The sequence below is a fragment of the Mycobacterium sp. P2_H7 genome, assembly GCF_056403275.1.
Genome location: NZ_JBFUFU010000017.1, coordinates 185,271 through 207,483 on the forward strand (window position 1 = coordinate 185,271; position 22,213 = coordinate 207,483).

At 67.3% G+C, this 22,213-nt stretch carries 23 protein-coding genes; 5 read left to right on the plus strand and 18 right to left on the minus strand.

The annotated features are described in order from the left end of the window. Window positions 1–7: 7 nt before the first annotated feature. Entirely contained in the window at window positions 8–1,729 is a 1,722-nt protein-coding gene (locus tag AC1DY7_RS24665; RefSeq protein WP_477496361.1) for a DUF3556 domain-containing protein, read from the minus strand. Between the two features lie 65 nt (window positions 1,730–1,794). Further along, a complete protein-coding gene (locus AC1DY7_RS24670; RefSeq protein ID WP_477496362.1) occupies window positions 1,795–2,487 on the minus strand; it encodes an NUDIX hydrolase in 693 nt (230 codons plus the stop codon). 79 nt (window positions 2,488–2,566) lie between these two features. Here AC1DY7_RS24670 and AC1DY7_RS24675 point away from each other — a divergent pair, with 79 nt between their 5' ends. Both AC1DY7_RS24675 and AC1DY7_RS24680 read left to right on the plus strand, forming a co-directional pair. After that, window positions 2,567–3,565 (plus strand): SPFH domain-containing protein, encoded by a 999-nt coding sequence (locus tag AC1DY7_RS24675; RefSeq protein WP_477496363.1) that lies wholly within the window; start codon window positions 2,567–2,569, stop codon window positions 3,563–3,565. After that, the gene (locus AC1DY7_RS24680; RefSeq protein ID WP_477496364.1) at window positions 3,562–4,455 is read left to right on the plus strand and encodes an NAD(+)/NADH kinase; all 894 of its coding nucleotides are present in this window, start codon (window positions 3,562–3,564) and stop codon (window positions 4,453–4,455) included. The genes AC1DY7_RS24675 and AC1DY7_RS24680 overlap by 4 nt, the downstream gene beginning before the upstream one ends. Here the strand turns inward: AC1DY7_RS24680 and AC1DY7_RS24685 are convergent. The 6 genes from AC1DY7_RS24685 to AC1DY7_RS24710 form a co-directional block, all read right to left on the minus strand. Then, on the minus strand, window positions 4,452–6,782 hold the full coding sequence (locus tag AC1DY7_RS24685; protein ID WP_477496365.1) for a VWD domain-containing protein: 2,331 nt from the start codon (window positions 6,780–6,782) through the stop codon (window positions 4,452–4,454). The two genes, AC1DY7_RS24680 and AC1DY7_RS24685, sit on opposite strands and share 4 nt — an antisense overlap. Further along, window positions 6,779–7,348: a hypothetical protein gene (locus tag AC1DY7_RS24690; protein WP_477496366.1), complete on the minus strand. Its 570-nt coding sequence runs from the start codon at window positions 7,346–7,348 to the stop codon at window positions 6,779–6,781. The genes AC1DY7_RS24685 and AC1DY7_RS24690 overlap by 4 nt, the downstream gene beginning before the upstream one ends. Window positions 7,349–7,395: 47 nt before the next feature. Further along, window positions 7,396–7,551: a hypothetical protein gene (locus tag AC1DY7_RS24695; RefSeq protein ID WP_477496367.1), complete on the minus strand. Its 156-nt coding sequence runs from the start codon at window positions 7,549–7,551 to the stop codon at window positions 7,396–7,398. Between the two features lie 4 nt (window positions 7,552–7,555). Then, window positions 7,556–9,346, minus strand: coding sequence for a fatty acyl-AMP ligase (locus AC1DY7_RS24700; RefSeq protein ID WP_477496368.1), 1,791 nt, complete (start codon window positions 9,344–9,346; stop codon window positions 7,556–7,558). A 155-nt stretch (window positions 9,347–9,501) separates the two neighbouring features. Next, entirely contained in the window at window positions 9,502–10,062 is a 561-nt protein-coding gene (locus AC1DY7_RS24705; RefSeq protein WP_477496369.1) for a DoxX family protein, read from the minus strand. Beyond that, complete coding sequence (locus tag AC1DY7_RS24710; RefSeq protein WP_477496370.1) at window positions 10,040–10,789, minus strand: SDR family NAD(P)-dependent oxidoreductase; 750 nt, start codon at window positions 10,787–10,789, stop codon at window positions 10,040–10,042. The genes AC1DY7_RS24705 and AC1DY7_RS24710 overlap by 23 nt, the downstream gene beginning before the upstream one ends. Before the next feature lie 24 nt (window positions 10,790–10,813). On the opposite strand from AC1DY7_RS24710, the gene AC1DY7_RS24715 reads away from it, so the two are divergent. Next, window positions 10,814–11,419 carry a TetR/AcrR family transcriptional regulator gene (locus AC1DY7_RS24715; RefSeq protein WP_477496371.1) on the plus strand — a complete coding sequence of 202 codons (606 nt, stop codon included), beginning with the start codon at window positions 10,814–10,816 and terminating at the stop codon, window positions 11,417–11,419. Here AC1DY7_RS24715 and AC1DY7_RS24720 read toward each other — a convergent pair. Together AC1DY7_RS24720 and AC1DY7_RS24725 are read right to left on the minus strand one after the other, a co-directional pair. Further along, window positions 11,408–11,842, minus strand: a complete 435-nt coding sequence (locus AC1DY7_RS24720) for an SRPBCC family protein (RefSeq protein WP_477496372.1) — start codon at window positions 11,840–11,842, stop codon at window positions 11,408–11,410. The genes AC1DY7_RS24715 and AC1DY7_RS24720 overlap by 12 nt on opposite strands. After that, on the minus strand, window positions 11,839–12,189 hold the full coding sequence (locus AC1DY7_RS24725) for an ArsR/SmtB family transcription factor (RefSeq protein ID WP_477496373.1): 351 nt from the start codon (window positions 12,187–12,189) through the stop codon (window positions 11,839–11,841). Before AC1DY7_RS24725 ends, AC1DY7_RS24720 begins: the two co-directional genes overlap by 4 nt. A 78-nt stretch (window positions 12,190–12,267) precedes the next feature. Here AC1DY7_RS24725 and AC1DY7_RS24730 point away from each other — a divergent pair, with 78 nt between their 5' ends. Then, window positions 12,268–13,008 (plus strand): DUF899 domain-containing protein, encoded by a 741-nt coding sequence (locus AC1DY7_RS24730; protein WP_477496374.1) that lies wholly within the window; start codon window positions 12,268–12,270, stop codon window positions 13,006–13,008. A 12-nt stretch (window positions 13,009–13,020) separates the two neighbouring features. Continuing rightward, window positions 13,021–13,431, plus strand: coding sequence for a RidA family protein (locus AC1DY7_RS24735; RefSeq protein ID WP_477496375.1), 411 nt, complete (start codon window positions 13,021–13,023; stop codon window positions 13,429–13,431). On the opposite strand, the gene AC1DY7_RS24740 is transcribed toward AC1DY7_RS24735, so the two are convergent. The 8 genes from AC1DY7_RS24740 to AC1DY7_RS24775 are packed head-to-tail and all read right to left on the minus strand — an operon-like array spanning window position 13,386 to window position 22,177. Then, window positions 13,386–14,642, minus strand: a complete 1,257-nt coding sequence (locus AC1DY7_RS24740; RefSeq protein ID WP_477496376.1) for a DUF1298 domain-containing protein — start codon at window positions 14,640–14,642, stop codon at window positions 13,386–13,388. The two genes, AC1DY7_RS24735 and AC1DY7_RS24740, sit on opposite strands and share 46 nt — an antisense overlap. Window positions 14,643–14,644: 2 nt before the next feature. After that, complete coding sequence (locus tag AC1DY7_RS24745; protein ID WP_477496377.1) at window positions 14,645–15,286, minus strand: hypothetical protein; 642 nt, start codon at window positions 15,284–15,286, stop codon at window positions 14,645–14,647. Then, a complete protein-coding gene (locus tag AC1DY7_RS24750; protein ID WP_477496378.1) occupies window positions 15,283–15,930 on the minus strand; it encodes an Mce protein in 648 nt (215 codons plus the stop codon). Before AC1DY7_RS24750 ends, AC1DY7_RS24745 begins: the two co-directional genes overlap by 4 nt. Beyond that, window positions 15,894–17,360, minus strand: coding sequence for an MCE family protein (locus AC1DY7_RS24755; protein WP_477496379.1), 1,467 nt, complete (start codon window positions 17,358–17,360; stop codon window positions 15,894–15,896). Before AC1DY7_RS24755 ends, AC1DY7_RS24750 begins: the two co-directional genes overlap by 37 nt. Before the next feature lie 2 nt (window positions 17,361–17,362). Then, a complete protein-coding gene (locus tag AC1DY7_RS24760; protein ID WP_477496380.1) occupies window positions 17,363–18,475 on the minus strand; it encodes an MCE family protein in 1,113 nt (370 codons plus the stop codon). Continuing rightward, window positions 18,475–19,803, minus strand: coding sequence for an MCE family protein (locus AC1DY7_RS24765; protein ID WP_477496381.1), 1,329 nt, complete (start codon window positions 19,801–19,803; stop codon window positions 18,475–18,477). The genes AC1DY7_RS24760 and AC1DY7_RS24765 overlap by 1 nt, the downstream gene beginning before the upstream one ends. After that, complete coding sequence (locus AC1DY7_RS24770) at window positions 19,800–21,149, minus strand: MCE family protein (protein ID WP_477496382.1); 1,350 nt, start codon at window positions 21,147–21,149, stop codon at window positions 19,800–19,802. The genes AC1DY7_RS24765 and AC1DY7_RS24770 overlap by 4 nt, the downstream gene beginning before the upstream one ends. Then, window positions 21,146–22,177, minus strand: a complete 1,032-nt coding sequence (locus tag AC1DY7_RS24775; RefSeq protein ID WP_477496383.1) for an MCE family protein — start codon at window positions 22,175–22,177, stop codon at window positions 21,146–21,148. The genes AC1DY7_RS24770 and AC1DY7_RS24775 overlap by 4 nt, the downstream gene beginning before the upstream one ends. Window positions 22,178–22,213: the final 36 nt, after the last annotated feature.

Below are 22,213 nucleotides of genomic sequence, written 5' to 3' on the forward strand. Positions count from 1 at the left end.
AGTCTTATCAAGGCTTCACGTCGTAGACGGGCACGTCGTCCTGCCAGGGCTGGCGAACCACCATGTCGGCAACCTTCACGTAGCCGGATTCGAACTGGCCTGTGGCGGCGTCGACGAGACGGTACTGCTGGGTCTGGCGGTGGATGGGCTGCGCGTCGAGCATGACGATGCGCACCTCGCCGGGCTCGAAGTGGCAACGCGCCTGCAGCGCGGCCACCAGTTGTTCGTTGCTCATGTGCCCGTCACCGAAGTTCCAGCCGATGGCGGTGCTGACGATGCGTTCGCCGTCGGTCAGGGTGTAGTCGTCCTCGTTGTGTCCGGCCATGGCGCGGTGAGCCAGGGTGAACAGCGCTCGGCCGTGAGTGTTGAAGGAGCGGAAGGCATATCCCATGTAGAGCGGGATCTGCGCGGCCTCCTTGCTGCCGTAGAACCGCTCCAACTGGGCGGCGGGCATGCTGGCGATGGCGACGACGCCCTTCGCGATCTTCTCGTCGGCCGAGGGTTTGATGCACCACAGCGAGGTGTCCCAGTTACCGGCGTAGTAGCGCATGCCCGGCAGGAACGAGACCTTGCGCGGGAACATGTTGCCCACCGCCACGGTGCCGGCGACCACCGCGAAAAGGATGATGGGCCATGGGCTTTGCAGGTCGGTGAGCCCGATGCCGGCCTGCCCGACGAACAGGGTGAACACCGAGAACATCATGAAGACGTTCCACTCCAGCGGTACGCCCATGGGGATCGAGCTCAAGATGCCGAAATGGAAGCACAGCATGATGAATGCTGCGATGTAGGTGGGCCAGCCGCCGTGGGAGAAGAACAGCACCAGCGGGACCAGTCCTTCGATGGCCGTGGAGAAATGCCCGATGAAGCGCGACGGCGGGCCGGGGCGCAGGTCGTCGGGGAAGTGCTCGAAGAACTTTCGTTTGATCGCCGGTGAACGGAAGACCGGATTGTTGCTCATCATCGTGGAGATGACGAACGGGAAATGCTTGTTGAGTTTGGAAGTGGCCGCGCCCATCCAGATGACCAGGCACACCAGCTTGGCGGCGATCACGATGTCGGCCCCGGCGAACAGGAAGCAGACCGCCAGCGAGCAGTACACCTCGCCGCGGGCGGCCAGGAAGATCACCTTGTCGCGCAGCCCGGCCAGCGCGAGCAGTCCGACAATCGCCGCCGTCTGCCAGACCGGCAGCACCCCGACGGTGGAGCCGAGTACGGGGATGGGCCCGGTGCCATCAGAGAAGATGGCGATCAGCAGTACGACCAGCAGCGCGCCGTAGAGCGCCACGTCCACCGGCGTGCGGGTGTCCCCGGCCGTCAACGGGATGCGCCCGGGCCACGGTGGCAGCCGAATCGTCTTGGGCCGCAACCAGTACAGGATGGACCCCAGGGGCGGGAAGAACCTGTTGTTCAGCGGGCCGAAACCGCAACCGAGGCCGACGACCTCGAACAGCATCGTGTAGAAGACGATCTTCTGATACACGACGGGCTCGGCGTACCACTGCGCGACATCGGTGAAGCCGTCGACACCTCGGGTACTGAGCACCACCAGCCAGCCACCGAGGATGTAGGCCAGGATCTTGACGACGTAGAACAGGTGCAGCGCGACGGGTGTGCCGAAGCCGACCTCGGCCCAGTGCCGGGCCATCGGCCGGATCTTCTCCGCCCGGGTGCCCTTGCTCCACTGCTCGAAGTCGATCTGGGGCGTTTCCTGTTTCAAAAAACCCATGCCGGTCAGACTAGAACGTGTTCTAAACCGAGGGAATCACTTCGCCGGGAACGGTGCGGCCCGGATCAGGCACGGAGCATCGGCGGATGCAGTAATTGCAGGTCACCGCGTCGGTACAGAGCTGCGGGTCGCCCACCGTCGCGCCCGGTGGTTGCCCCGGTCGGCAACAAGAAGCCTTCCGCCCCGGTGACCTTGCGGTGAAAGTTCCTGCTGTCCAGCGTTGCGCCCCACACGATCTCATAGACGCGACGCAGCTCGGCGACGGTGAACTCATCGGGGCAGAAGGTGGTGGCCAGCGGGGTGTACTCGAACTTGGCCCGGGCCCGTTCCAGTCCGTCGGCAAGAATCCGGCCGTGGTCGAAGGCCAGCGGGGCGGCCAGCAATTCGTCCACGGGCGCCCATCGGGCCCCCGCCGCGTCTCCGCCCGCCACGGGCAACGGTAGGTCGGGAGCGAGGCCCAGGTAGGCGACCGTGATGACACGCATGCGTGGGTCACGTTGCGGCGCACCGTAGGTCGCGAGCTGCTCCAGGTGCAGCCGCGAGGTGCCGATCCCCGTTTCCTCGACGAGTTCGCGGGTGGCCGCCGCATCCAGGTCCTCACCCGGGCGCACGAACCCGCCGGGCAGCGCCCACTGGCCGGCATACGGCGCCTCGCCGCGCCGGATGGCCAGCACGCACAGGACGTCGTCGCGGATGGTCAGCGCGACCAGGTCCACAGTCACCGCGACGGCCGGATAGTTCTGCGAGTCGTACGCCACGGCGCCACGGTAATCGTCATATTGACGAAAAGCCATACCTCGGCTTATCGTCGCATTGACGATAAAGGAGGTGGCCACCATGGCCGTTATCACCCGTTACCCACTGATCCGTCACCTGCGGGTGGCGCCGACCGCGCACATCCGGGCGCTGCGCCGCGGGAAGGTGGTGCGCGACGGAGCCGGGCTGGCGTTCTGGTTCCGCCCGCTGACCGCCGCGATGTCGGAGGTCCCGCTCGACGATCGAGAGCTGCCCCTGCTGTTCCACGCCCGCACCGCCGACTTCCAGGACGTCACGGTGCAGGCCACGGTGACCTACCGGGTGGTCGACCCGGCGCTGGCCGCCCAGCGCATCGACTTCGCAATCGACACCGATACCGGCCGCTGGCGTGGGACCCCACTGGAACAGGTGGCCGCGCTGCTCACCGAATCCGCTCAACAGCACGGCCTGGACCTGCTCGCCCGCACCACCTTGACCGTCGCCCTGATCGACGGGATCAGTGCGGTGCGTGAACGGATGAGCACCGGGTTGGCGGCCGACACCCGGCTGACCGAAACCGGGATCGAGGTGATCGGCGTTCGGGTGGTGGCGATGCGGCCCGAACCGGACGTCGAACGCGCGCTGCAGACACCGACCCGCGAACAGGTGCAGCAGGACGCCGACAAGGCGACGTTCGAGAGACGCGCCCTGGCAGTCGAACGCGAACGCGCCATCGGCGAGAACGAGCTGCAGACCAAGATCGAACTGGCCCGGCGCGAAGAGGAATTGGTGGCCCAGAACGGCGCCAACGATCGGCTCAAGACCCAGGAATCGTGGGCGGCCGACGCGATCGCCACCGAGGCGAAGGCACACCGCGAAGTGGCGCTGGCCGAGGCCAAGGCGCAAGCCGCCCGCCTGGTCGGCGAGGCCGAGGCCGCCGCCGAAGCGGCGCGACTGCTCGCTTACCGCGACCTGAGCGAGGCGACGCTGCTGGGCCTGGCGCTCAAGGAGCTGGCGGTGAATCTGCCGAAGATCGAGCACCTGGTGCTGACCCCGGATCTGCTGGCTCCTGTGCTGGCCCGGTTGGGAGCCGGGCAATGACCAGTCTCGCGCCGCGGGTGGTGGTCGTGCACCGGCGCACCGAACTCGACGATGCGTTGGCCCGGCACGGCACCCACGGCCAGGCGGCCTTCTTCCTACGCAGCAGGGGCCGTGACATCGATGAGCTCGAAACCCGGCACGCCCGAACCCAATCCGCGCTCACCGCTGTCGCCGCCGGGATCCCGGTGGATTGGCGGCGTGGCCGGGTGGAGCGGGCCGACCTGTCCCGCTTCCTTTTCGAACCCGCCGACGTGGTCGTCGTCGTCGGGCAGGACGGACTGGTCGCCAATGTCGCCAAATATCTTGACGGACAACCCGTGATCGGCGTGGACCCTGAGCCCGGACGCAATGCCGGGGTCCTGGTGACGCACTCCCCCGACGCCGCCGGCCCGCTGATGCGCGCCGCGGTACACGGGGATGCCGAGGTACAACTGCGGGCGATGGTGCAAGCCGGCACCGACGACGGGCAACGGCTGATGGCGGTCAACGAGATCTTCGTCGGGCATGCCAGCCACCAGACCGCCCGCTACACACTGAATCTCCCGGACGGGCACACCGAACGGCAGGCCTCGTCGGGCCTGATCGTCTCCACCGGTACCGGCGCGAGCGGCTGGTGCCGGTCGGTCTGGCAAGGCCGGCACAGTGCACTACCGCTACCCGGGCCGACCGATCCACGGCTGGTGTGGTTCGTGAGGGAGGCCTGGCCGTCACCCGCGACCGGCACCGCCCTGGTCGAAGGCGCCCTGACCGCCGCCGAACTGACCATCGATGTGGAGTCCGACCGCTTGGTCGCCTTCGGCGACGGTATCGAAGCCGACGCGCTGACGTTGTCCTGGGGCCAACGGGTTTCGGTGCGACTGGCCGAGCAGCGGCTGCGGTTGGTGCGTTAGCTGCGGACGACGATCCTCGCGCTGCCGACACAGTCCTCGGCCGGATCGACAACGGCAGTGTACCGCCCGCCGATCGGCAGATTCACCGGATCGGTGCTACCGCTACCGCCCACCACGCATCCTCGCGATATGACATCCCCGCTCGGGTTTCGCAGTTCCAGGATGCCGCATTGCCCCGGCAGCGTGGAATCGGTCGCCTCCACCGTGACCTCTTGTCCCGCAGCGCCGTCGAAGGTGAGCCGGCTGGTCGCCCCGGGTTGGGCGATCGTCGCGGTCGCCGGGGACCCGTTGATGCGCACCGTACCCGTTTGGTCTACGGCGGTGTTCAGACGCAGTTGAACAGTTCCGGTATCGCGGCCGGCGGGGTCGAAGACGATGCGGTATTCACCGTCGGTAGGGAGCTCGATGCCGTCGAGAAAGCCGTCGCCCTGGGCCAGACAGCCGGTCTCGATGCGCGTTCCGTCCGGGCCGAACAACTGAAGGGCCGCACACTGATCGGGCACCGTGGACTCTGATGCCGTGACGAACACCTTCTGTCCTGCGCTACCACGAAAGTTGCTGCTGCTCAAGGCACCCGGTGACGTGATCGTTGCCGTGACCGCCGGGCCACCGGCCTTGATATCCAGTGCTTGGTCGATGCTCACGTAGGTCTGCAGCTCGGTTCGGCCGGTATCTGAGCCCACCGGCGCCACCACGATCGCGTACTCACCCGAGGTGGGGAGCACGGTGCCGTCGATGTAGCCCGTTCCGCCGTTCAGGCAGCCGGTGTTGAGTTTCACACCGTCCGGGCCCACCAATTGCAGCACGCCGCACTGGTCTGGCACCGTGCTGCGGACAGCATCGACGAACAACCGCTGGCCGGCGATGCCCTGGACGGTGGTACGTGCGGGTGCGCCACCGCTGTCCAGGGCCACACTGCCTGCCGCAGATACCCTCTGGGCTGCCGCAGCGTCGGTGGCGAATACCGACTGACCGGTCAAGGCGACGTCGACGATGCAGCCGTCCAGTACCGCGGGGTCGGTGACGCCCGCGCGGCGGCAGATCAGTTCGGCGGACTTTCGGTAGGGCAGGTTGGCGACGATCGGCCGTTCCGGCAGGCTGCGATCGGTGAAAGTCTGCGTGCTCTGACCGGGCTGGTAGTCGAACAGCGACTCTTGTGCACCGATCCGCCAGCTGTCGGCGAAGCGCGGATACAGGTCATCGAATCCGCTGCCGCCCAACGGTTTTCCGTCACTGAGGGCGAGGTCGTCGCCGTCGTCGCCGTTGAAGTTCCCCAGCAGCCCGCTGGTCTTTCCGCGGTGCGACTCGGCAAGCCCGACAATCAGGCTCAGCCCCCACCGGCCGATGGGGCGCACCTCCAGCGTCGACCCGTCCGGCCAGTCCACCCGGACCGCATCGTCGTCGGTACCCACGACTCCCCGGTGCGGCAACGTGAGTCCCGCGGCCGGCACCTGCACTGCCTTCGCGTTGACGTGCACTTCCATGGTGCCGTCGACCAGATACACGCCCACGCGGTCACCGGCCACCTCGGCAGCGACGGCGGTGTTCAGGGTGACGTCGCGCGAACCGGGAAACGCAGTCTGGCGAGCCTGGATTCGCAGACCGGACACCTGCGAGCGCACGAGGGTGAACTCACCGGCCGCCATCTGGTCGTAGCGGAACCCGTCGAAGGTGGTCAGGTGTGGATCGCCGTTGCTGCCCGCGCAGGGGGCGCCCACCGCAACAACCGAACAGCCGGAGTTCGGCGGCCGCTCCTTTGGCTTCTCCTTTTCGCACGGGGCATTGTTCGGCGGCAGCGGACTCAAGGCATATTGGGTGCGTGGCGGCAGACCGACAGCGCGACGGTACTGGTTCTCGGCGTAGGTGGCGTTGACCTCGCTGGCGGCAATGCGCGTGTCCTGCTGCACACCATCGGCGCCGGTGTAGAAACACTTGCCCCGGGGAGTCTCGCCGTTGTTGTAGTCGAGCAGGTGCTTTCCTTCGTGCACGAGGGCGGCGCACTTTTCGGCATTCACCCCCTTCTCGAGCTCCGCGGTCTCGGATGGGTCCCAGTACAGCTTCCCGCCGCTGCCCGCGCCGATGAGAACCGCGGTCGGATCCGTCGGCAGAACCTGATCACCTCCGCCGGTGAGGATCTTGTTGTCCTTGCCGTTGCGTTGGATATCGTTGACGATCTTTATCCCCGCAGCATCGATTTTCGCCGCACATGCCGCGAAGTCGGCTTGAAGGGCCGGTGCGACATCGACCTTCGCTCCGGCAGTCGCTTGGCCGACCAACAGCATCGCCGCAGCAAGAACGACGGGGAGCACCGCGCGCAGGACTCTCATGACGACGCCACGGTGAAGTTGACGGTGGCGCTCGCCCCGCCGGCCTGGCAGGGGTCGGCCGGCACCTTGGGCAACGGCGGCCGGAGGTAGGCGAGGGTCAAGGTGTACCGACCGGGCGCAGCCACGGGCCACAGACTGACCTCGGCGCCGCCGCCGACATCGCCGGAATAGGTGTTCAAAGTGCCGTCCTCACTTGCGAAGTCGAACCGGACGGTCTTGCCGGGTTCGACGTCCACCAAGGTGGCGGCCACCGCCGACTCGAACCCGCTGATGAAGCTGGCTTCGGTCATCTGGGGCGCCACCGGACTGCCTTCCCGGGTCAGTTCGAGCACGCTGATGCCACCCATGGCCGACGTGGTGAGCCGACAGGTTTGACTCCAGGTGTTGGTGAGCGTCACCGTCAGCCGTACGGATTCCCCTGCGGCATAACTAGGTTGGCTGGCCTGCACCGCGACCGCGGCGGCCCCGTTGCCCGCGGGGGCGCGCTCCTCGGCCTTCGTGCAGCCGGCGGCGGTCAGCAGCGCCGCGCAGCCCAGCACGGTCGCCACAATTCTTCTCAGGGGCACGTGGTGAATCTTCGTCCGCAGGCGGCGCGGCCCGCACGCGTAGTCGACTACCTGGCTTCCCCGTCGGACCTCAGGTCGTAGGCATACCCCTTATCGCCTTTGGCGCTGGCCCACAGCCCATCTGGGGGAAGGGCACCGAATCCCGGATCATCGCGGCGGACGAACTCGTAGGTCAACCCGTCGACCCGCCGCACGAACCGCATGACCCTAGAAGGCTCCGGCCAGATACTCCGACCGCGCGGCCTGCCTGGCCAGCTTGCCGCTGGTGGTGCGCGGCACCGTGCCCGCACTGACGAGCCGGATGTCGGCGATCGCCAAACCGTGGCCGCGTGACACCGCCGCCCTGATCGCGGCCGCCACCGTCTCGGGGTCCACCCGGCCCGCACCGACGGCGCGTTCGGCCACGATCACCACACCTTCGCCGCCGGCCAGGGGCACCGAGAACGCCACCGCGAATCCGGCGCGCACGGCCGGGGTCGCCTCGGCGACGGTGTGTTCGATGTCTTGCGGATAGTGATTGCGCCCGTCCACGATGAGCACATCTTTGACGCGTCCGGTGATGAAGAGTTCCCCGTCGAGGTAGACCCCGAGGTCGCCGGTGCGCAACCACAGGGCGCCGGCCTCGGTGCCCTCGGCGTGGCTGCCCGCCGCCAAGGTCGATTCCAATTTGTTCCGGAACGTGGCTTCGCTCTCCTGCGGCCGGCGCCAGTAGGCGGCGCCGACGTTGTCCCCGTGCAGCCAGATCTCGCCGACCTCGCCGTCGGCCAACTCCGTCCCGGTCGATGCGTCGACGATGACGGCCCACTGGCTCGGCGCGATCCGGCCGCACGAGACGTGGGTGTTGGCGGTGGGGGCGGTCGGCTCGGTCTTCACCGCGTGGCCGGCACCCAGTTCGTGACGGTCGAGGGCGACCGCTCGCGGCGCCGCGGCCGGATCGGTGGTCGACACGAAGAGGGTGGCCTCGGCCAATCCGTAGGACGGTTTGACGGCCGTCGGCGCCAAACCGTACGGCGCGAACACCTCGTTGAATCGGCCGATGGAGTCGGCACTGACCGGTTCGGATCCGTTGATCAGGCCCGCGACGTTGCTCAGGTCCAGCGACTCGCCCTCCGGGGGCAGGCCGCGCGTGGCGGCGAGGTCGAAGGCGAAGTTGGGGGCCGCTGCGAAGGTGCGGCCGGGTTCGGTGTCGGAGCCGAGTTCCTTGATCCAGCGGTAGGGCCGCCGGATGAACGCCGACGGCGACATCAGGGTGATGTGGCCACCGAGCAGGGCCGGGAACATGATCATCAGCAGGCCCATGTCGTGGAACAGCGGCAGCCAGCTGACGCTGCGGATGTCCCAGTCCAGCCCGACGGCGATCACCATCTGCAGCACGTTGGTACAGACCGACCGGTGGGTGATCTCCACGCCGGCGGGCTTGCGGGTGGAACCCGAGGTGTACTGCAGGTAGGCGATGTCGTCCATCCCGATCGGCACCGGCCGCACCTCGGACGCCAGCGTCTCGGGGACCGCGTCGACCGCCATCATGCGGGGGCGTTGGCCGGCCGCCCGGCGGCGCAGACAGTCGCGGACCGTTTCGGCGCAGTCCATGGTCGTCAGCACGACGGTCGGCTGCGCATCGACGATGACGTTGTCGAGCCGCTCGGCCTGACCGGCCATTTCGGGAGCGAAGAGGGGCACGGCGATGCAGCCTGCCTGGATGGCGGCGAAGAATGCCACCACGTAGTCGATACCCTGCGGAGCCAGGATGGCGGCCCGGTCGCCGGGCCGGGTGACCTGCTGCAATCGTGCGGCGACAGCCGAGACACGCAGCCGCATGTGCTGCCATGACAAATCGATCCGCCGGACGCTCCGGTCTGGACCGAAGTCCAGGTACCGATACGCGACCGCGGGCGAGGCAGCCTCGAAATTGCGTTCCAGATACGTACAAATCGTCGTATCCGTCGGCAACTCGATCCGACCGCTCTCGCCGAGATAGTCCTCAAGCTTCAGCGCCACGTCAGCCCGCTCTTCGCACCATTTCCGCCGATACCCTGGGGAGTCTAAAGAGGTACGCCCGCGTTCACGGGTTGCGACACTGCTCTCAGCCCTATTCAGTCACCCCGAGCACACGGTAACGAAAATCACACGGGCGCGCGCGGAAGCCCTGCGACTCAGCTGGTCTTGGCGGGCGGGCGGAAGAAAATGGCCAGCTGGCCGATACCGCCTGCCAGGCCCAGCACCACGGCGATCGCCAGCCCGCACCAGCCGTGCAGGTACTGGTAGATGCCGGTCGTGCTGAACAACAGGTGGTCCAGGCTGTAGCGACCGGCACCAGTGCCCGCGATCGCGACGGCGGCCACGGCCAGGATGAGGTTGTACTCCCACCCTTCCTTCACGATGAAGAAGCCGTTGTGTCGGTGCACGGTCCAGGCCGCCACCAGCATCAGGGCGACGAAGCCGGCGGCCGGGATCGGCGTCAGCAGACCCAGCGCCAATCCGAGGCCCGCGGCGATCTCGGTGCTCGCCGCCACCCGCGCGTGGAACAGACCCGGCTTCATCCCGATGCTGTCGAACCAGCCCGCGGTGCCGGGGATGCGCCCCCCGCCGAAGAACTTGTTGTAGCCGTGAGCGGCCATTGTCAGACCGAGAACGACGCGCAAAATCAGGATCGCAGTATCAGCAGCCACGTAACAGAATCTAAGGCATCTGTTACACGGCCGCCCACCCCCCATCCACACTGAGCACCGCGCCGTGGATGTTCGCGGCGTCTTCACCGGCCAGGAACACCACGGCCGCGGCCACCTCGTCCGGCGTGCTCATCCGGCGCGACGGGATGCGGGCCAGCACCGGGGCGACGTGGTCGGCGGCCTCCAGTGCCCGGTCGGTGGCGATCGGGCCGGGCGCCACGGCGTTGACGCGGACACCCTGCGGCCCGTACTCGGCGGCCCACGACTTGGTCAGCGAATGCACCGCCGCCTTGGTGGAGCTGTACAGCGCCGACTTGTCGCCGCCGATCAGTCCGGTGATCGAGCCGATGTTCACCACCGCTCCCCCGCCGCGCTGTGCCATCGCGGGCGCCAGCGCGCCGGTCAGCAGGAACGGCGCGAGGACGTTGGTCCGGTAGGACTCCAGCAGCGTCTCTTCGGACACCGCTTCGGTGGGTACCGGCAGCGACCAGATACCGGCGTTGTTCACCAGGATGTCGACCGGCCCGGCCGCCTCGGCCAGTCGGCGTACCTGCGCCTCACCCGCGCCCAGATCGGCGGCGATGAACTCGGCCTGCCCGCCGGCCGCCCGGATGTCTCCGACGACGGCGTCGCCGCGAGCCTTGTCCCGGCCGCTGACGATGACCCGCGCGCCCTCGGCCGCCAAGGCCTTGGCGATGGCGACACCGAGACCGCCGGTGGACCCTGTTACCAGTGCTGTGCGGCCCGCAAGCCGCGTAGTGTTTGGACTCATGAGTCCACAAGTAGTCCCTTGAAAATGGACCCGCAAGTCCAAACTTTGACCGCAAAAGGCGCGGCGACCCGGGACCGGATCGTGCTGGGCGCCGCCACCGAGATTCGCGCTCGCGGTGTGGCCCTGACCACCCTCGATGACATCCGGGCCCGCACCGGCACCTCGAAGAGTCAACTGTTCCACTATTTCCCGGGCGGCAAGGAGCAACTACTCCTCGCGGTGGCCCAGCACGAGGCCGAACAGGTACTCGCCGATCAACAACCCCACCTGGGTGCGTTGACGTCCTGGGCGGCGTGGCAGCGCTGGCGCGAGGCCGTCGTGGACCGATACCGGCGCCAGGGCCAGAGCTGCCCGCTGAGCATGCTGATGTCCGAGATCGGCCGCACCACACCGGGCGCGCAGGCCGTCACCACCGCCTTGATGCAACGTTGGCATGACGAGATCGCCGACGGCATCCGGGACATGCAGACCCAAGGCAAGATCTCCGCACGGGTGGACGCTCGGAAGAGTTCGGCCGCGCTACTGGCCGGAATTCAGGGCGGGGTGGGCATCCTGCTGGCCACCGGCGACCTGTCTTACCTCGAACACGCGCTCGACGTCGGAATAGAGACGCTGCGCTCAGCGAGTTAGGTACTCCTCGAGCTGATCGCACACCCCGACCCAGCCGTTATGGAAGTCGCGGTACACCTCGGACGGCAACAGCGTGTGTTCGATCGACATCAAGGTCTCGCGCTCGCCGTGCGGCTCGAAAGTTACGGTGACGATGCTGGACGCCGTCGGATCCGGCCAGTCCGAATTGGCCCACGTGAAGCGCAGCAGACGTGGCCGATCGATGTCCAGGAACTGGCCACTGATGATGACCAGCGTGCCGGCGTGGTCGACGTCGAACCGCACCTTCCCGCCCACACGTGGTTCGACGGTGACGGCCACGCACTTGTCGGGTCGCGGACACATCCAGTCCGCCAACGACTCCGGGTCCAGCCATTCGTCGAAAACCGCCTCTGGGGTCGCCGCCATGACACGGGCAACGCGGGCGGTGACGGTCTCGGTCATCGGGTGGTGTTCTTGGTTCTGGCGGCGCTCTTGCGACGCAGCCGGTCCGCCAGTGCGTCGCCTCGGGCCGACCAGAAGTCGGTGTGCTCGTCGATCCACCGCTGTGCGGCGGTCAGCCCGTCGGGCTGCAGGGACAGCCAGTGCTCACGGCCGCGTACTTCGCGGCGCACCAGGCCGGCCGACTCCAGCACCCCGACGTGCCGCGACACCCCGGCGAACGTCATGGGCAGCGGGGCAGCCAAGTCGGTGATGCGCGCGTCGCCGTCGCGCAGCGCCGCAAGGAGGCTGCGGCGGGTCGGGTCGGCCAGCGCGGCGTAAGCGCGGTCGAGCATCTGATCTTCAACCATTCTGTTGACTATAGCGGCCGGGCCGTGTTTCCCTGGATACGAGACATTCAACACAATGGTTGAATTAGGGGGATGGCGATGAACAAGCCGGCAATCGTCTCTGCCGCCGATTGGCAGCAGGCACTCGACGAAATGTTGTTCAGGGAAAAGGCTTTCACGAAGGCGCGGGACGCGCTGGCGGCCGAACGCCGACGGATGCCGTGGACCCTCGTGGACAAAAAGTACGTGTTCGACGGGCCCGATGGGCAGGTCGGTCTGCTCGATCTGTTCGGTGGCCGGCGACAGCTTCTGGTCTATCGGGCGTTCGTCGACCCCGGCGTGCACGGCTGGCCCGACCACGGGTGCGTCGGTTGCTCACTGATGGCCGACCACATCGGCAACCTGGCACATCTCAATGCCCGTGACACCACGCTGGTGTATACCTCACGCGGGTCGCAGGCCGATCTGGCCCGGATCAAGCAGCGGATGGGCTGGGACATCCCGTGGTACACCATGCTTCCCGGCGACAACGCCTTTGATGTCGACTTCGGCGTGGACCAATGGCACGGCACCAACGCGTTCATCCGCGACGGTGACCGCGTCTACCGCACCTACTTCATCGACAGCCGCGGCGACGAGGTGTTCGTCAACACCTGGAACTTCCTCGACATGACGGCCTTGGGCCGGCAGGAGACCTGGGAGGACTCCCCAGCCGGCTATCCGCAGTCCAAACCGTACGAATGGTGGTGCTGGCACGACGAATACGGGCAGCGCGCACCGTCACGCTGGTTCGGCGACCCCGACCCCGATGATCCGAACGATCCCCGGCCTTCGGCCTGACATGATCAGCGGGTGACCATCACCCGCTCGGTACCCGATATCGGCTACCTCAGCCCGCAACTGTTCGATGATCTCGGCATCGTGCAGACGGTCGTCGCCAACGGCACGGTGTACGTGTCGGGTATTGCTCCGCTGACCGATGCCACCGGGGAAGTCGATGTGGTGAGTGAGGATTTCGCCGACCAAATGGCCTACGCGCTCGACGTTCTAGAGCGTTCGTTGCTCGCCGCCGATACCGGCCGAGAAGGCTTGGTGGCCTGGACCATCTACACCACCGACATGCCGGCGCTGGCCGCGTGCACCCCGATGCTCAAGGACTGGGTCGGTGAGCACCGACCGACCAGCACCTGGATCGGCTGCGCGAGCTTCATCCATCCTCAGCAGCTGCTCGAACTCACCGCGACTGCCGTGCTCCTCCCGTGATTTGTGGAGCCGCACCCGTAACCATTACGGGTGCGGCCCCCGGTGACACAGTGGGTCAGCCCCACCATCGGGGACAGCCCGGGAAACGCCGCAGCCATCCGCACCGGCGCGCCGCCGAACGCGAAATCCGCGGGCCCACAGTTCACGCTGGACACCACCGTATTCCCGGTGACCGTCGCCGACCGCGTCGCCGGGTCGAATTGCCCTATGCCCCAACGCAACAGGGGCGCCGGCGTGGCGGCGAAGGCCTCGTCGGAGGCCCGCATCGCACGGTGTGCGGCGCGGGCCCTGCGCGCATCCAGTTCACCCGCGATGGCGGTACGGCGCTCCCCCGCCGCCAGTTCGGGAGACAGGCCGACGCCGACGGTGCCGAAATGGTTGTACGCCTGGCGCGGGCCGGGTTTGGCCATCGTGACCTCCGCACCGAGTGCGGACACGTCCTCGCCGAGCTCCGACAGTTGCGCGGCGAGGGCTTCGGCGATCCCGGCCAGCGCCACCACGGTGACCGTGCCGCCGGACAGGGACGCCCGTGGGCGCACCAAGGTCCGCATGGCCTGCACGCCGGAAGGGCGCGCGTTGGTACGCAAGGGCACCCGCGCCGGAGCGGGCGGCGGTACCAGTCCGGATTCGGTCTCCTGCACCAACTCACGGTGCGCTCGGGCGGCTTGCACGCTGCGCCACGGCAAGGACAGCGGGCCGATGCGAGGCGATACCACCGGCGCCACCCCACCCACCCGGCCGAACATCAGTGCCGCCGGCGCGCAGGTACGCCCACCGCCGCCGAGGGCGTGGGTGATCTGCAGTGCCACGACGGTCCCGTGGCCGGAAACGCCAGGGATGCCGTCGATTCCGGCGAAGATGTGCAGCCGCCACGGCGTCACTCGCGGATCGAGCTGATCATCCACCACGGCACGCACGGCGGCCAGGCAGCCTGCCCAGGTGCGCTCGCCGGGTGCGTGCACGGTGAACCGGGAGCGGTCGGCCGGGCACGGCACCCAGCTCGGGTAGTGCAGCCGCGACGAGGCGTCGATGCGCTGCGACAGATCCACACTGGCGCGTGCCTGCACGACGAGCTCGTCGAGTGCCCGGTCCAGATCGGCTGGCACACCGTCGAACCCATACACCAGGATGGTGTCGTTGGGGATCTTGGCCGACATCCAGAACATCTGGGCATCGGCCGGGGCCAAACGGGGCGACCGCCGACCCGTCACGACTACACCGGGTCGAATTTCGAGATCAGCCAGCGGTCGCCGTGCTTCTCCAGCACCACCCGGACGCTGGAGGCCGTGTCGGTGGGTGCGTCGGCTCCGACCACCACGGTCTGGTTGACGAATACCAGCACCACCGCGTGACTGGGATCAGCCGACACCGATGCCGCCGCCGGAACCGTTGCCACCGCGGAGATCTGCTTCTGCTTCGCACCCGGGATGACGACCTCGTGGGTCAACGAGGTGTAGGACTCCTGGAACTCGCCGGTCAGCAGATCACGCGCGGCATCGAGTTGCTGCTCGACGGTGTCGGGCTTGTAAGACAACAGGGCGATGGTGCTGTCCTTGGCCACCTGGACGGATTCGGCGCGGGCCTTGTCGCCGTCGCGCACCGAATTGTCCTGCCATTTGAAGAAACCGGCGGTCAGCGCCAGCACCAGGGCCAGCCCCGGCAAGATGCCGAAGGCCACGACACGCTTCCAGTCCAGGGACCGCTTCGGCTGTGGCTCGACCGGCTCGACCGGCTCGGCGGCGACAGGTGCGTCGGTGGCGGCGCCTTCTGCACCGGTCTCCTCGACAGCGGGCGACTCACTGAGCTCTTCGGCCTCGGTAACCGTGTCTTTGACGTCGTGCTTCGGTTCGGTCACGGCACAAACTCCACGTTGGACACCTTCACGTCGTCACCCATCTTCTCCACGGTGATCCGCATCCGCCACAACCGTGGTTGCTGCTCTGCGGCTCCCGCATTGGAGGTCTTCACCGTCACCGCGACCAGCACCTCGGCTTCGGTGTCGGACTCTGTTTCCAGGCCGGCTTCGGTCACGGTGCCGACCGACTTGGACTTCGCCTGCTTCACCACCTCGACGAACGGCCCGGCACGCTTCTGGAAATCGTCGTAGAAGGTCCCGGTCGCGGAATCGAGAATGCGCTGGACATCAGAGTCGGCGTGCTCGAAGTCGATCGTGGTGAGGTTCAGCGCACCTTGGCGACCGACCTGCAGGAAGACCTTGCGCTGATCGTCGAGCTGCTTGGACTGATAGGCGCGGAATCCCAGCCAGCCGGTGAGACCGCCGAGCGCGAGAACCAGCACCAGACCGGCGATGAGCGCCAGCGTGACGTGCGAACGCTCCGCCGCCGCGATCGCCGGCGGGCTGTCCTCACCTGCTTCGGCAGCGTCGATGTCCTCGGCCGAATCCTCGATGGGCTCGGCCTCTGATGGCGTGATCTCGTCTTCTGCCTTCGTCGCGGACTCGCTTACCGCCCCTTCGGGGGTAGCAGCATCGTCTGCCATGTTTGCTCCTCGGTAGCACTCTGGGCCAGATTCGACTGGGTATACACCTGCCCGTCGGGTCCAACGTACGTGCCGGTGCTGGGATCGTATTCGGCGGCCGCTATCGGCGGGGGCGGCGGGGCGGCCGGAGGCGGTACCTGTGCGGGCGGCGTTCCCGGCGGCAATTGCGGGATGGCCTGCCCGGACAACGTCGCGTTCGGGTCGCCCTTCCAGTTGTAGCCGTCGTTGAGCGGAATGTAGTTCTCGGTGCTCTCACACAGCTTCACCGTCGGCGCCCGCTTTCCGGGCACCGTCTCACACGGCAGGTTTCGGGCGCCACGCACGTTGCCCGCCGCGTCCTGCGGGATGCGGCAGTACAGATCGCCTGCGGGCCGGTTCGGGTAGTCCACGTCGGCGGCCACCCGTTGCTGTTGCGGCGGAAGGAATCCCGTGGTGCAGGGCGGCGGCAGGTTCAGATTCAAGTTGAGGTCCAGATAGGCGCCCTTGAAGGCCTGCTTGGTGTTGCGATTCGCGGTACCGACCGCCTGCGAGGTCGCGGTGCCCTGCGGCAGCAGCACCAACAGCTGCTCCAGCGCCGGCTGGTAAGCGATGGCGACCTGGTTGATGTTGACCAGGTTGGCCAGCACCACCGGAAGGGTGGGCTGCAACCGGTCGAACAGCGCCCGCACTTCCTCGGCGGCGCCCGGGCCCTGGGTCAGCAGGCCCCGCACCGACTGGTCCTGCGTTTGCAGCTGCCCGGTGATGGACGCCAGATGTGAGGCCCATGCCCGGATGGACCCCGAGGTGTCGGCCTGGGTGTCCAGCACCGGCTTGGACTGGTCGATCAACGTGGTGATCGGGTCGAGGTTGGCGCGCGCATCGATGGCCAGCGCGCTGGAGCCTTTGATCAGCCGGGACAGGTCGGGCCCGAGCCCGCCGACGGCCTGGTAGGCCTCGTCGACCGCGGTCTGCAGGTTGTCCCGCGGGATGGCGTCCAAGCCTCGGTTGGTGGCGTCGAGCAGTGAGTTGACGTCCGGCGGCACGGTGGTGCGGTCGGTTGCGATGACGTCGCCGTTGCTCAGGTAGGGGCCGCCGTCGGCACGCGGCAACAGCTCGACGAACAACTCACCGATCGCGGTCTGGCTGTGTACCTGCGCTTCGAGATCCGACGGGATCTTGATGTCCGATTTCAGCGACAGCACCGCGTTGACGCCGCCGCGGTCGTCGAGGTTGACGCTTTCCACCCGGCCCACCTGGGTGCCGCGGTAGGTGACATTGCTGCGCGGGTACAGCCCCCCGGTCTCGGGCAGCTGCAGCGTCACCTTGTAGTGCCCTGCGCCCCACAGCAGATTCGGCAGGTTCATATAGCCGAACACCATGATGCCGATCGCGATGGCAGAGATGAACGTGAACACCGCGAACTGCAGCAGAATGCGTTTCGTCAACACCATGGCTACGGCCCCTGATCCCAGCGGTACGGCACCACGAGCGGATTCACCGCGGTGTAGGGGCTGGGCAGCTGACCGATGGTGCGGCCCCACTGCATCTCCAGCTCGGTGAGGTCACCCTCCCACCGGGTTCCGGTGAACACACCCTGGTCGAGCCGGCTCAGCGTCAGATCCACCACCAGGGTGAGGTTGGCGTAGTCGCCGCGCATCCAGTTGGCCAACGTTTCCTTCGGGAACGGATAGGTGGTGAAGAAGCTCAGTGACCTCGTCAGCGCCGGACCCGCATTGGCCAGCTGCTCCAGCGTCGGGCCCAGCGTCTTCAGTTCGGCGACAAGGGAATCCTTGGTCTGGTTCGCCGAGTCGGCGGCGAGCGCGCTGAACTTGCCCAGCTGTGTAACCGCCTCGGCGAGCTGCTCACGCTGATCCGACAGCACCGCCAGCGCGTCCGGCACCGTCTTGAGTGCCTTGTCCACCACTGGTTTCTGCGCGGCGACCTGACCCACCAGATCGTTGAGGCTGGCCGCGGCGTCGATGATGTCGTCCTTCTGGGCGTTGGTGTTCGCCATGAAGGTGTCCAGTTGCTCGATGAGGCTGCGCAGGTCGGCTTCGCGGCCCGTGAACGCCTGACTGAACGCCGCAGTGATGTCCTGCACGTTGCCCAGGCCACCGCCGTTGAGCAGCAACGAGATTGCCGCCAGCGTCTGCTCGGTGGTCGGGAAGCCACCGCTGTTGGCCAGCGGGATCAGCGAGCCGTCGCGCAGCCGGCCCTGCGGCGCGGTGTCCTTGGGCGGCGACAGTTCGATGTGCTGGGAACCCAGCAGGCTGGTCTGGCCGATCTTGGCGGTCGCGTTGGCAGGCAGCACCACGTCGGAGTTCAGCTTCATGGTGATCACCGCGTGCCAGCCCTGACGCTGGATGTCGACGACGTTGCCGACGGTGACGTCGTCGACCCGGACCCGGGAATTACGGTCCAGGTTGTCGACATCGGGCATCTCGGCCTTGATCGTGTACGCGCCCGCGCCTTGACCTTGCACGCCGGGCAGCGGCAACGAGTTGAGCCCCTGCCACGAACATCCGCTCAGGGCGAGGCAGACCAGGGCAATCAGTAGGCGTTTCATCATGATCCACCACCGCCGTGCACCATCAGCCCGGGCAGGCCGGCGTTCGGATCGGTCACCACAGCCGCTTCGGCAGGCAGCGGGGGCGCCGACAGGTCGGCTCCCGTCGGCGACGGTAGGACTGCAGGCGCCGGGCCCGGCGGCGGGATGTAGTCCGGCCGCATCCATTCCTCGCTGTAGGTGATCTCGTTCGGACGGGCCTGCGCTCCGACCAACTGGTTCAAGCCGATCGGTAGGAAGTTGTACTGGCGGTTCTTCACGATCGGCGCCAGGTACTGCACACACAACTTGGCCGACTCCTCGGCGCCCATCCGGGACGCCGCCTGAATCCCGCCGCACAGGAACGAGATCGGGTCGGCGAAGTTGCTGAGCGCCGGGACGGCGGATACCGCACCGGTGACCGGCTGGTAGATGTTCACGTAGTTCTGGAACGCCGAGGGTGCCACGTGCAGGAACTGCTTGACGTCGGCCAGGCTGTCGTTCAGGGTCTGCGTCACCCCGGCGAGCTTGTCCGAGGTGGTGCCCAGCGCCTCGCGGTTGTCCGCCACGAACGTCTGCACCTGCCCGACGGTGTCGGACAGATCCTTGACGGCGTTGCCGACCTCGTTGGGACTGTCGGAGAGCAGACCCGTCACCGAAGCCAGGTTCTGGTTGAGCTGGCGCATCACCGTCGTGCTGTCCTGCAGCGCCGAGACGAGGATGGACAGGTTCTTCACCGTGCTGAAGATGTCGGTGCTGTGATCACCGAGCGCCGAAACGGCTTGGGACAGTTTGGTCAGCGCATCGCGGATGCTCGCACCCTGGCCGCGCAGGTTGTCGGCGGTGGTGTTGATGAAGGAGCCGAGGGTGCTGACACCGCCGGGCTCGGTCGGCTGCAGCGTCTCGGTCAGGCGCTGCAACTGCTGCCGGAATTCGTCGTACTCGACCGGCACCACGGTGCGCTCCCGCGGGATCACCGCGCCGTCGGCGAGCACCGCTCCGCCGTTGTAGGCGGGGGTCAGCTGGATGGCCCGCGAGGTGACCAGCATCGGCGACAGGATGGCGGCGTTCACCTCGGCGGGCACCTTGACGTGATCGTCGTAGTGGAAGGAGATCTTGACGCGCTGCGGCTCCGGTTCGATCTTGTCGATCCGGCCCACCGGCACACCGAGGACGACCACGTCGTCACCGACGAAGATGCCATTGCTGTTCTCGAAGTACGCGACGGCGTTGCGGCGGTTGAGGGAATCGTTGGCGCGCGTCACCAGGTACAGGCCGGCGGCGAGCAGGATCACCAGGGCGATCGCCAGCCCGATCCGGGCGTTGCGTGGGTTCACTGCCGCGTTCACTGGCCGGCTCCCGCAGGCGTGGGTTCACCGGGCGCCGGGACCAGCACCGGGCTGGGGAACGGCGTTGGGGTAGAAGCGATCCCAGGCGGGGCGATCGCCGGCGGGCCGGGCGGCGGTCCACCAGGAGGACCGGGCGGGATGGGCTCGCGGTACGGGTAGCAGCCGGTCGGTCCGGGCAGCGGGATTCCGGGCGGACCACAGCCCGGGTCGCCCGGATTGCCGGTGATGGCGTCGGGCAGGTTCATCCGGGGCTCGCCACCCTGGCCGGTCCGCGGGAACGGCACGGGCATGGCCGGAGTACCGGCCTGGCCGAGCTGCGGGTCGGTGCGCTGCGAAGGCAGCAGCACGTGCGGGTCCAGACCCAGGTCGGAGAACGCCGCATCGACGAAGGGCTGTACGAACTGCCCGGGCAGCAGGTTGACGATGTAGGTCTTGAAGAACGGCCCCGAGCTGACCGACTCGCCGAGCGACATCGCATAGGAGTTCAGCAGCGGAAGTGCCTGGCGCAGCCGGTCCTTGCGGTTGTCCAGGATGGTCAACACGCCGTTGAGCTTGTCCAGCGCCGGCCGCAGCGTGGTCTTGTTCTCCGCGATCAGGCCCTGCACCTGCTGGCTCAACGCCGAGATGTTGCCCGAAAGGCTGTCCAGCGCAGCGCTTTGCCCTTGCAGTTCGGCCAGCAGCGCGTTGGTGTTGCGCACGAGGCCGACAATCTGGTCGCTGCGTTCGGCCAGCACAGTGGTGGCCGTGTTGGCGTTGGTCAGCAGTCCGCGCAACTGCGCGTCCCGCTGGTTGAGGGTCTCGGAGAACCGGGCCACCCCGTCGACGGCGACCTTGAGTTCCGGTGGGGTGTCGGCGAAGGTCTCCGACAGCACCCGCAGCGAATCCGAGAGCTGGTCGGTGTTCAGGCCGCTGACGGTCGCCGCCAGATCACCCAGTGCATCCGGCAATTGGTATGCGGGCGTGGTGCGTTCGAGCGGGATGGTGGCGTTCAGCGTGCCGTCACCACGCGGGGAGACCTCCAGGATCTTGGTACCCAGCAGGCTCTTGGTCTTGACCGCGGCCTCACTGCGGTCGCCGACCCGCACCCCGTCGTCGATCTTGAACTTCACCAGCACCTGGCGGCCGTCCAGTTCCACGGCCGTCACATGCCCGACCCGCATGCCCGAAACCTGAACGGCGGCACCGTTTCGCAGGCCACCGGCCTCGGCGAAGTACGCCGAGTAGTTCTTGCCGCGATCCAGGAAGGGCAGCTTGTCGTAGTTGAGTGCGCCCAGCACGATCGCGGCGAACACCGCGAGGCCGATGGCGCCGACGACGAATTGGTTACGTTCGGAGAAGGATTTCATCGGGGCGTGCACCGCCCGCTGTCTTGCCCGGCCGCCTTCACGTACACCGGCTGACCGCCCTTGCCGTTGAGCTTCAAGATGATGTCGCAGAGGTAGAAGCTGAAGAAGTCACCGTAGATGCCTTGGCGGGCCAGGATCTGGTAGGAGTCCGGCAGGGTGTTGACGAGGTTGTCGAAGTAGTCGTGATCGGCGACGACGATGCCTGCGGCACGGTCGGTTTCGTGCACGGTCTTGACCAGCGGCGGCCGCGCCTGCGACAGCAGATCGGCGATGCTGCCCGCGGCCGCACTCGCATAGGCGACCCCGTTGGCGATATCGCTGCGTCGTGCCGACAGCGCGTCCAGCAGCTGCGCCAAACCGTCGATGCCCTTGGCGAACTGCTTGTTCTGGTCGCCGAGGGAGCCCATCACGGTGTTGAGGTTCACGATCACCTCACCGATCAGCTGATCGCGGTCGGCCAGGGTGTTGGTCAGCGCGGCGGTCTGGGTCAGGAACGACCCGATGGTGGCGCCCTGCCCTTGCAGCGCGCTGATCAGCTGGCCGGACAGGGCATTGACCTGGTTGGGGTCCAGCGCACGGAACAGCGGCCGGAACCCGCCGATCAACGCGTCGAGGTCCAGCGCGGGTGAGGTGCGGGCCAGCGGAATGGTGTCACCGGGCTTGAGCTTCTTGGTATCGCCGGTGCCCTCCTGCAAGGCGAGGTAGCGCCCACCGATCAGGTCGTCGTAGCGAATCACCGCGCGACTGCCCGCCGTCAGCACCACCGAGTCGTCGGCGGTGAATTCGGCCAGCACCGTGCCGTCGTCCAGGATCCGCATGGCACCGACCTTGCCGACCTCGACACCGGCGATCCGCACGAAATCGCCTTCCTCCATCCCGGAGGCATTGGCGAACAACGCCTTGTAGCCATTGGTGGCCTCGCCGAACCGCAACTGCGCGAAGATCGCGAACAATCCGAACACACCCAGCAAGCAGACGGCCAGGAATATGGCGAGGCGCCAGATCGCGCCTACCAGATTGTCTTTCATGGCTCGTTCCTTCTCGGTGCTTGCTTCGCTACGGAT

Coding starts and splice junctions, on each gene's coding strand:
- AC1DY7_RS24680 (WP_477496364.1), top strand. CDS start 3,562: ATGACCAGTCTCGCGCCGCGGGTGGTGGTCGTGCACCGGCGCACCGAA.
- AC1DY7_RS24710 (WP_477496370.1), bottom strand. CDS start 10,789: ATGAGTCCAAACACTACGCGGCTTGCGGGCCGCACAGCACTGGTAACA.
- AC1DY7_RS24675 (WP_477496363.1), top strand. CDS start 2,567: ATGGCCGTTATCACCCGTTACCCACTGATCCGTCACCTGCGGGTGGCG.
- AC1DY7_RS24725 (WP_477496373.1), bottom strand. CDS start 12,189: ATGGTTGAAGATCAGATGCTCGACCGCGCTTACGCCGCGCTGGCCGAC.
- AC1DY7_RS24775 (WP_477496383.1), bottom strand. CDS start 22,177: ATGAAAGACAATCTGGTAGGCGCGATCTGGCGCCTCGCCATATTCCTG.
- AC1DY7_RS24695 (WP_477496367.1), bottom strand. CDS start 7,551: ATGCGGTTCGTGCGGCGGGTCGACGGGTTGACCTACGAGTTCGTCCGC.
- AC1DY7_RS24720 (WP_477496372.1), bottom strand. CDS start 11,842: ATGACCGAGACCGTCACCGCCCGCGTTGCCCGTGTCATGGCGGCGACC.
- AC1DY7_RS24770 (WP_477496382.1), bottom strand. CDS start 21,149: ATGAAATCCTTCTCCGAACGTAACCAATTCGTCGTCGGCGCCATCGGC.
- AC1DY7_RS24760 (WP_477496380.1), bottom strand. CDS start 18,475: ATGAAACGCCTACTGATTGCCCTGGTCTGCCTCGCCCTGAGCGGATGT.
- AC1DY7_RS24665 (WP_477496361.1), bottom strand. CDS start 1,729: ATGGGTTTTTTGAAACAGGAAACGCCCCAGATCGACTTCGAGCAGTGG.
- AC1DY7_RS24730 (WP_477496374.1), top strand. CDS start 12,268: ATGAACAAGCCGGCAATCGTCTCTGCCGCCGATTGGCAGCAGGCACTC.
- AC1DY7_RS24685 (WP_477496365.1), bottom strand. CDS start 6,782: ATGAGAGTCCTGCGCGCGGTGCTCCCCGTCGTTCTTGCTGCGGCGATG.
- AC1DY7_RS24705 (WP_477496369.1), bottom strand. CDS start 10,062: ATGGGGGGTGGGCGGCCGTGTAACAGATGCCTTAGATTCTGTTACGTG.
- AC1DY7_RS24715 (WP_477496371.1), top strand. CDS start 10,814: ATGGACCCGCAAGTCCAAACTTTGACCGCAAAAGGCGCGGCGACCCGG.
- AC1DY7_RS24750 (WP_477496378.1), bottom strand. CDS start 15,930: ATGGCAGACGATGCTGCTACCCCCGAAGGGGCGGTAAGCGAGTCCGCG.
- AC1DY7_RS24755 (WP_477496379.1), bottom strand. CDS start 17,360: ATGGTGTTGACGAAACGCATTCTGCTGCAGTTCGCGGTGTTCACGTTC.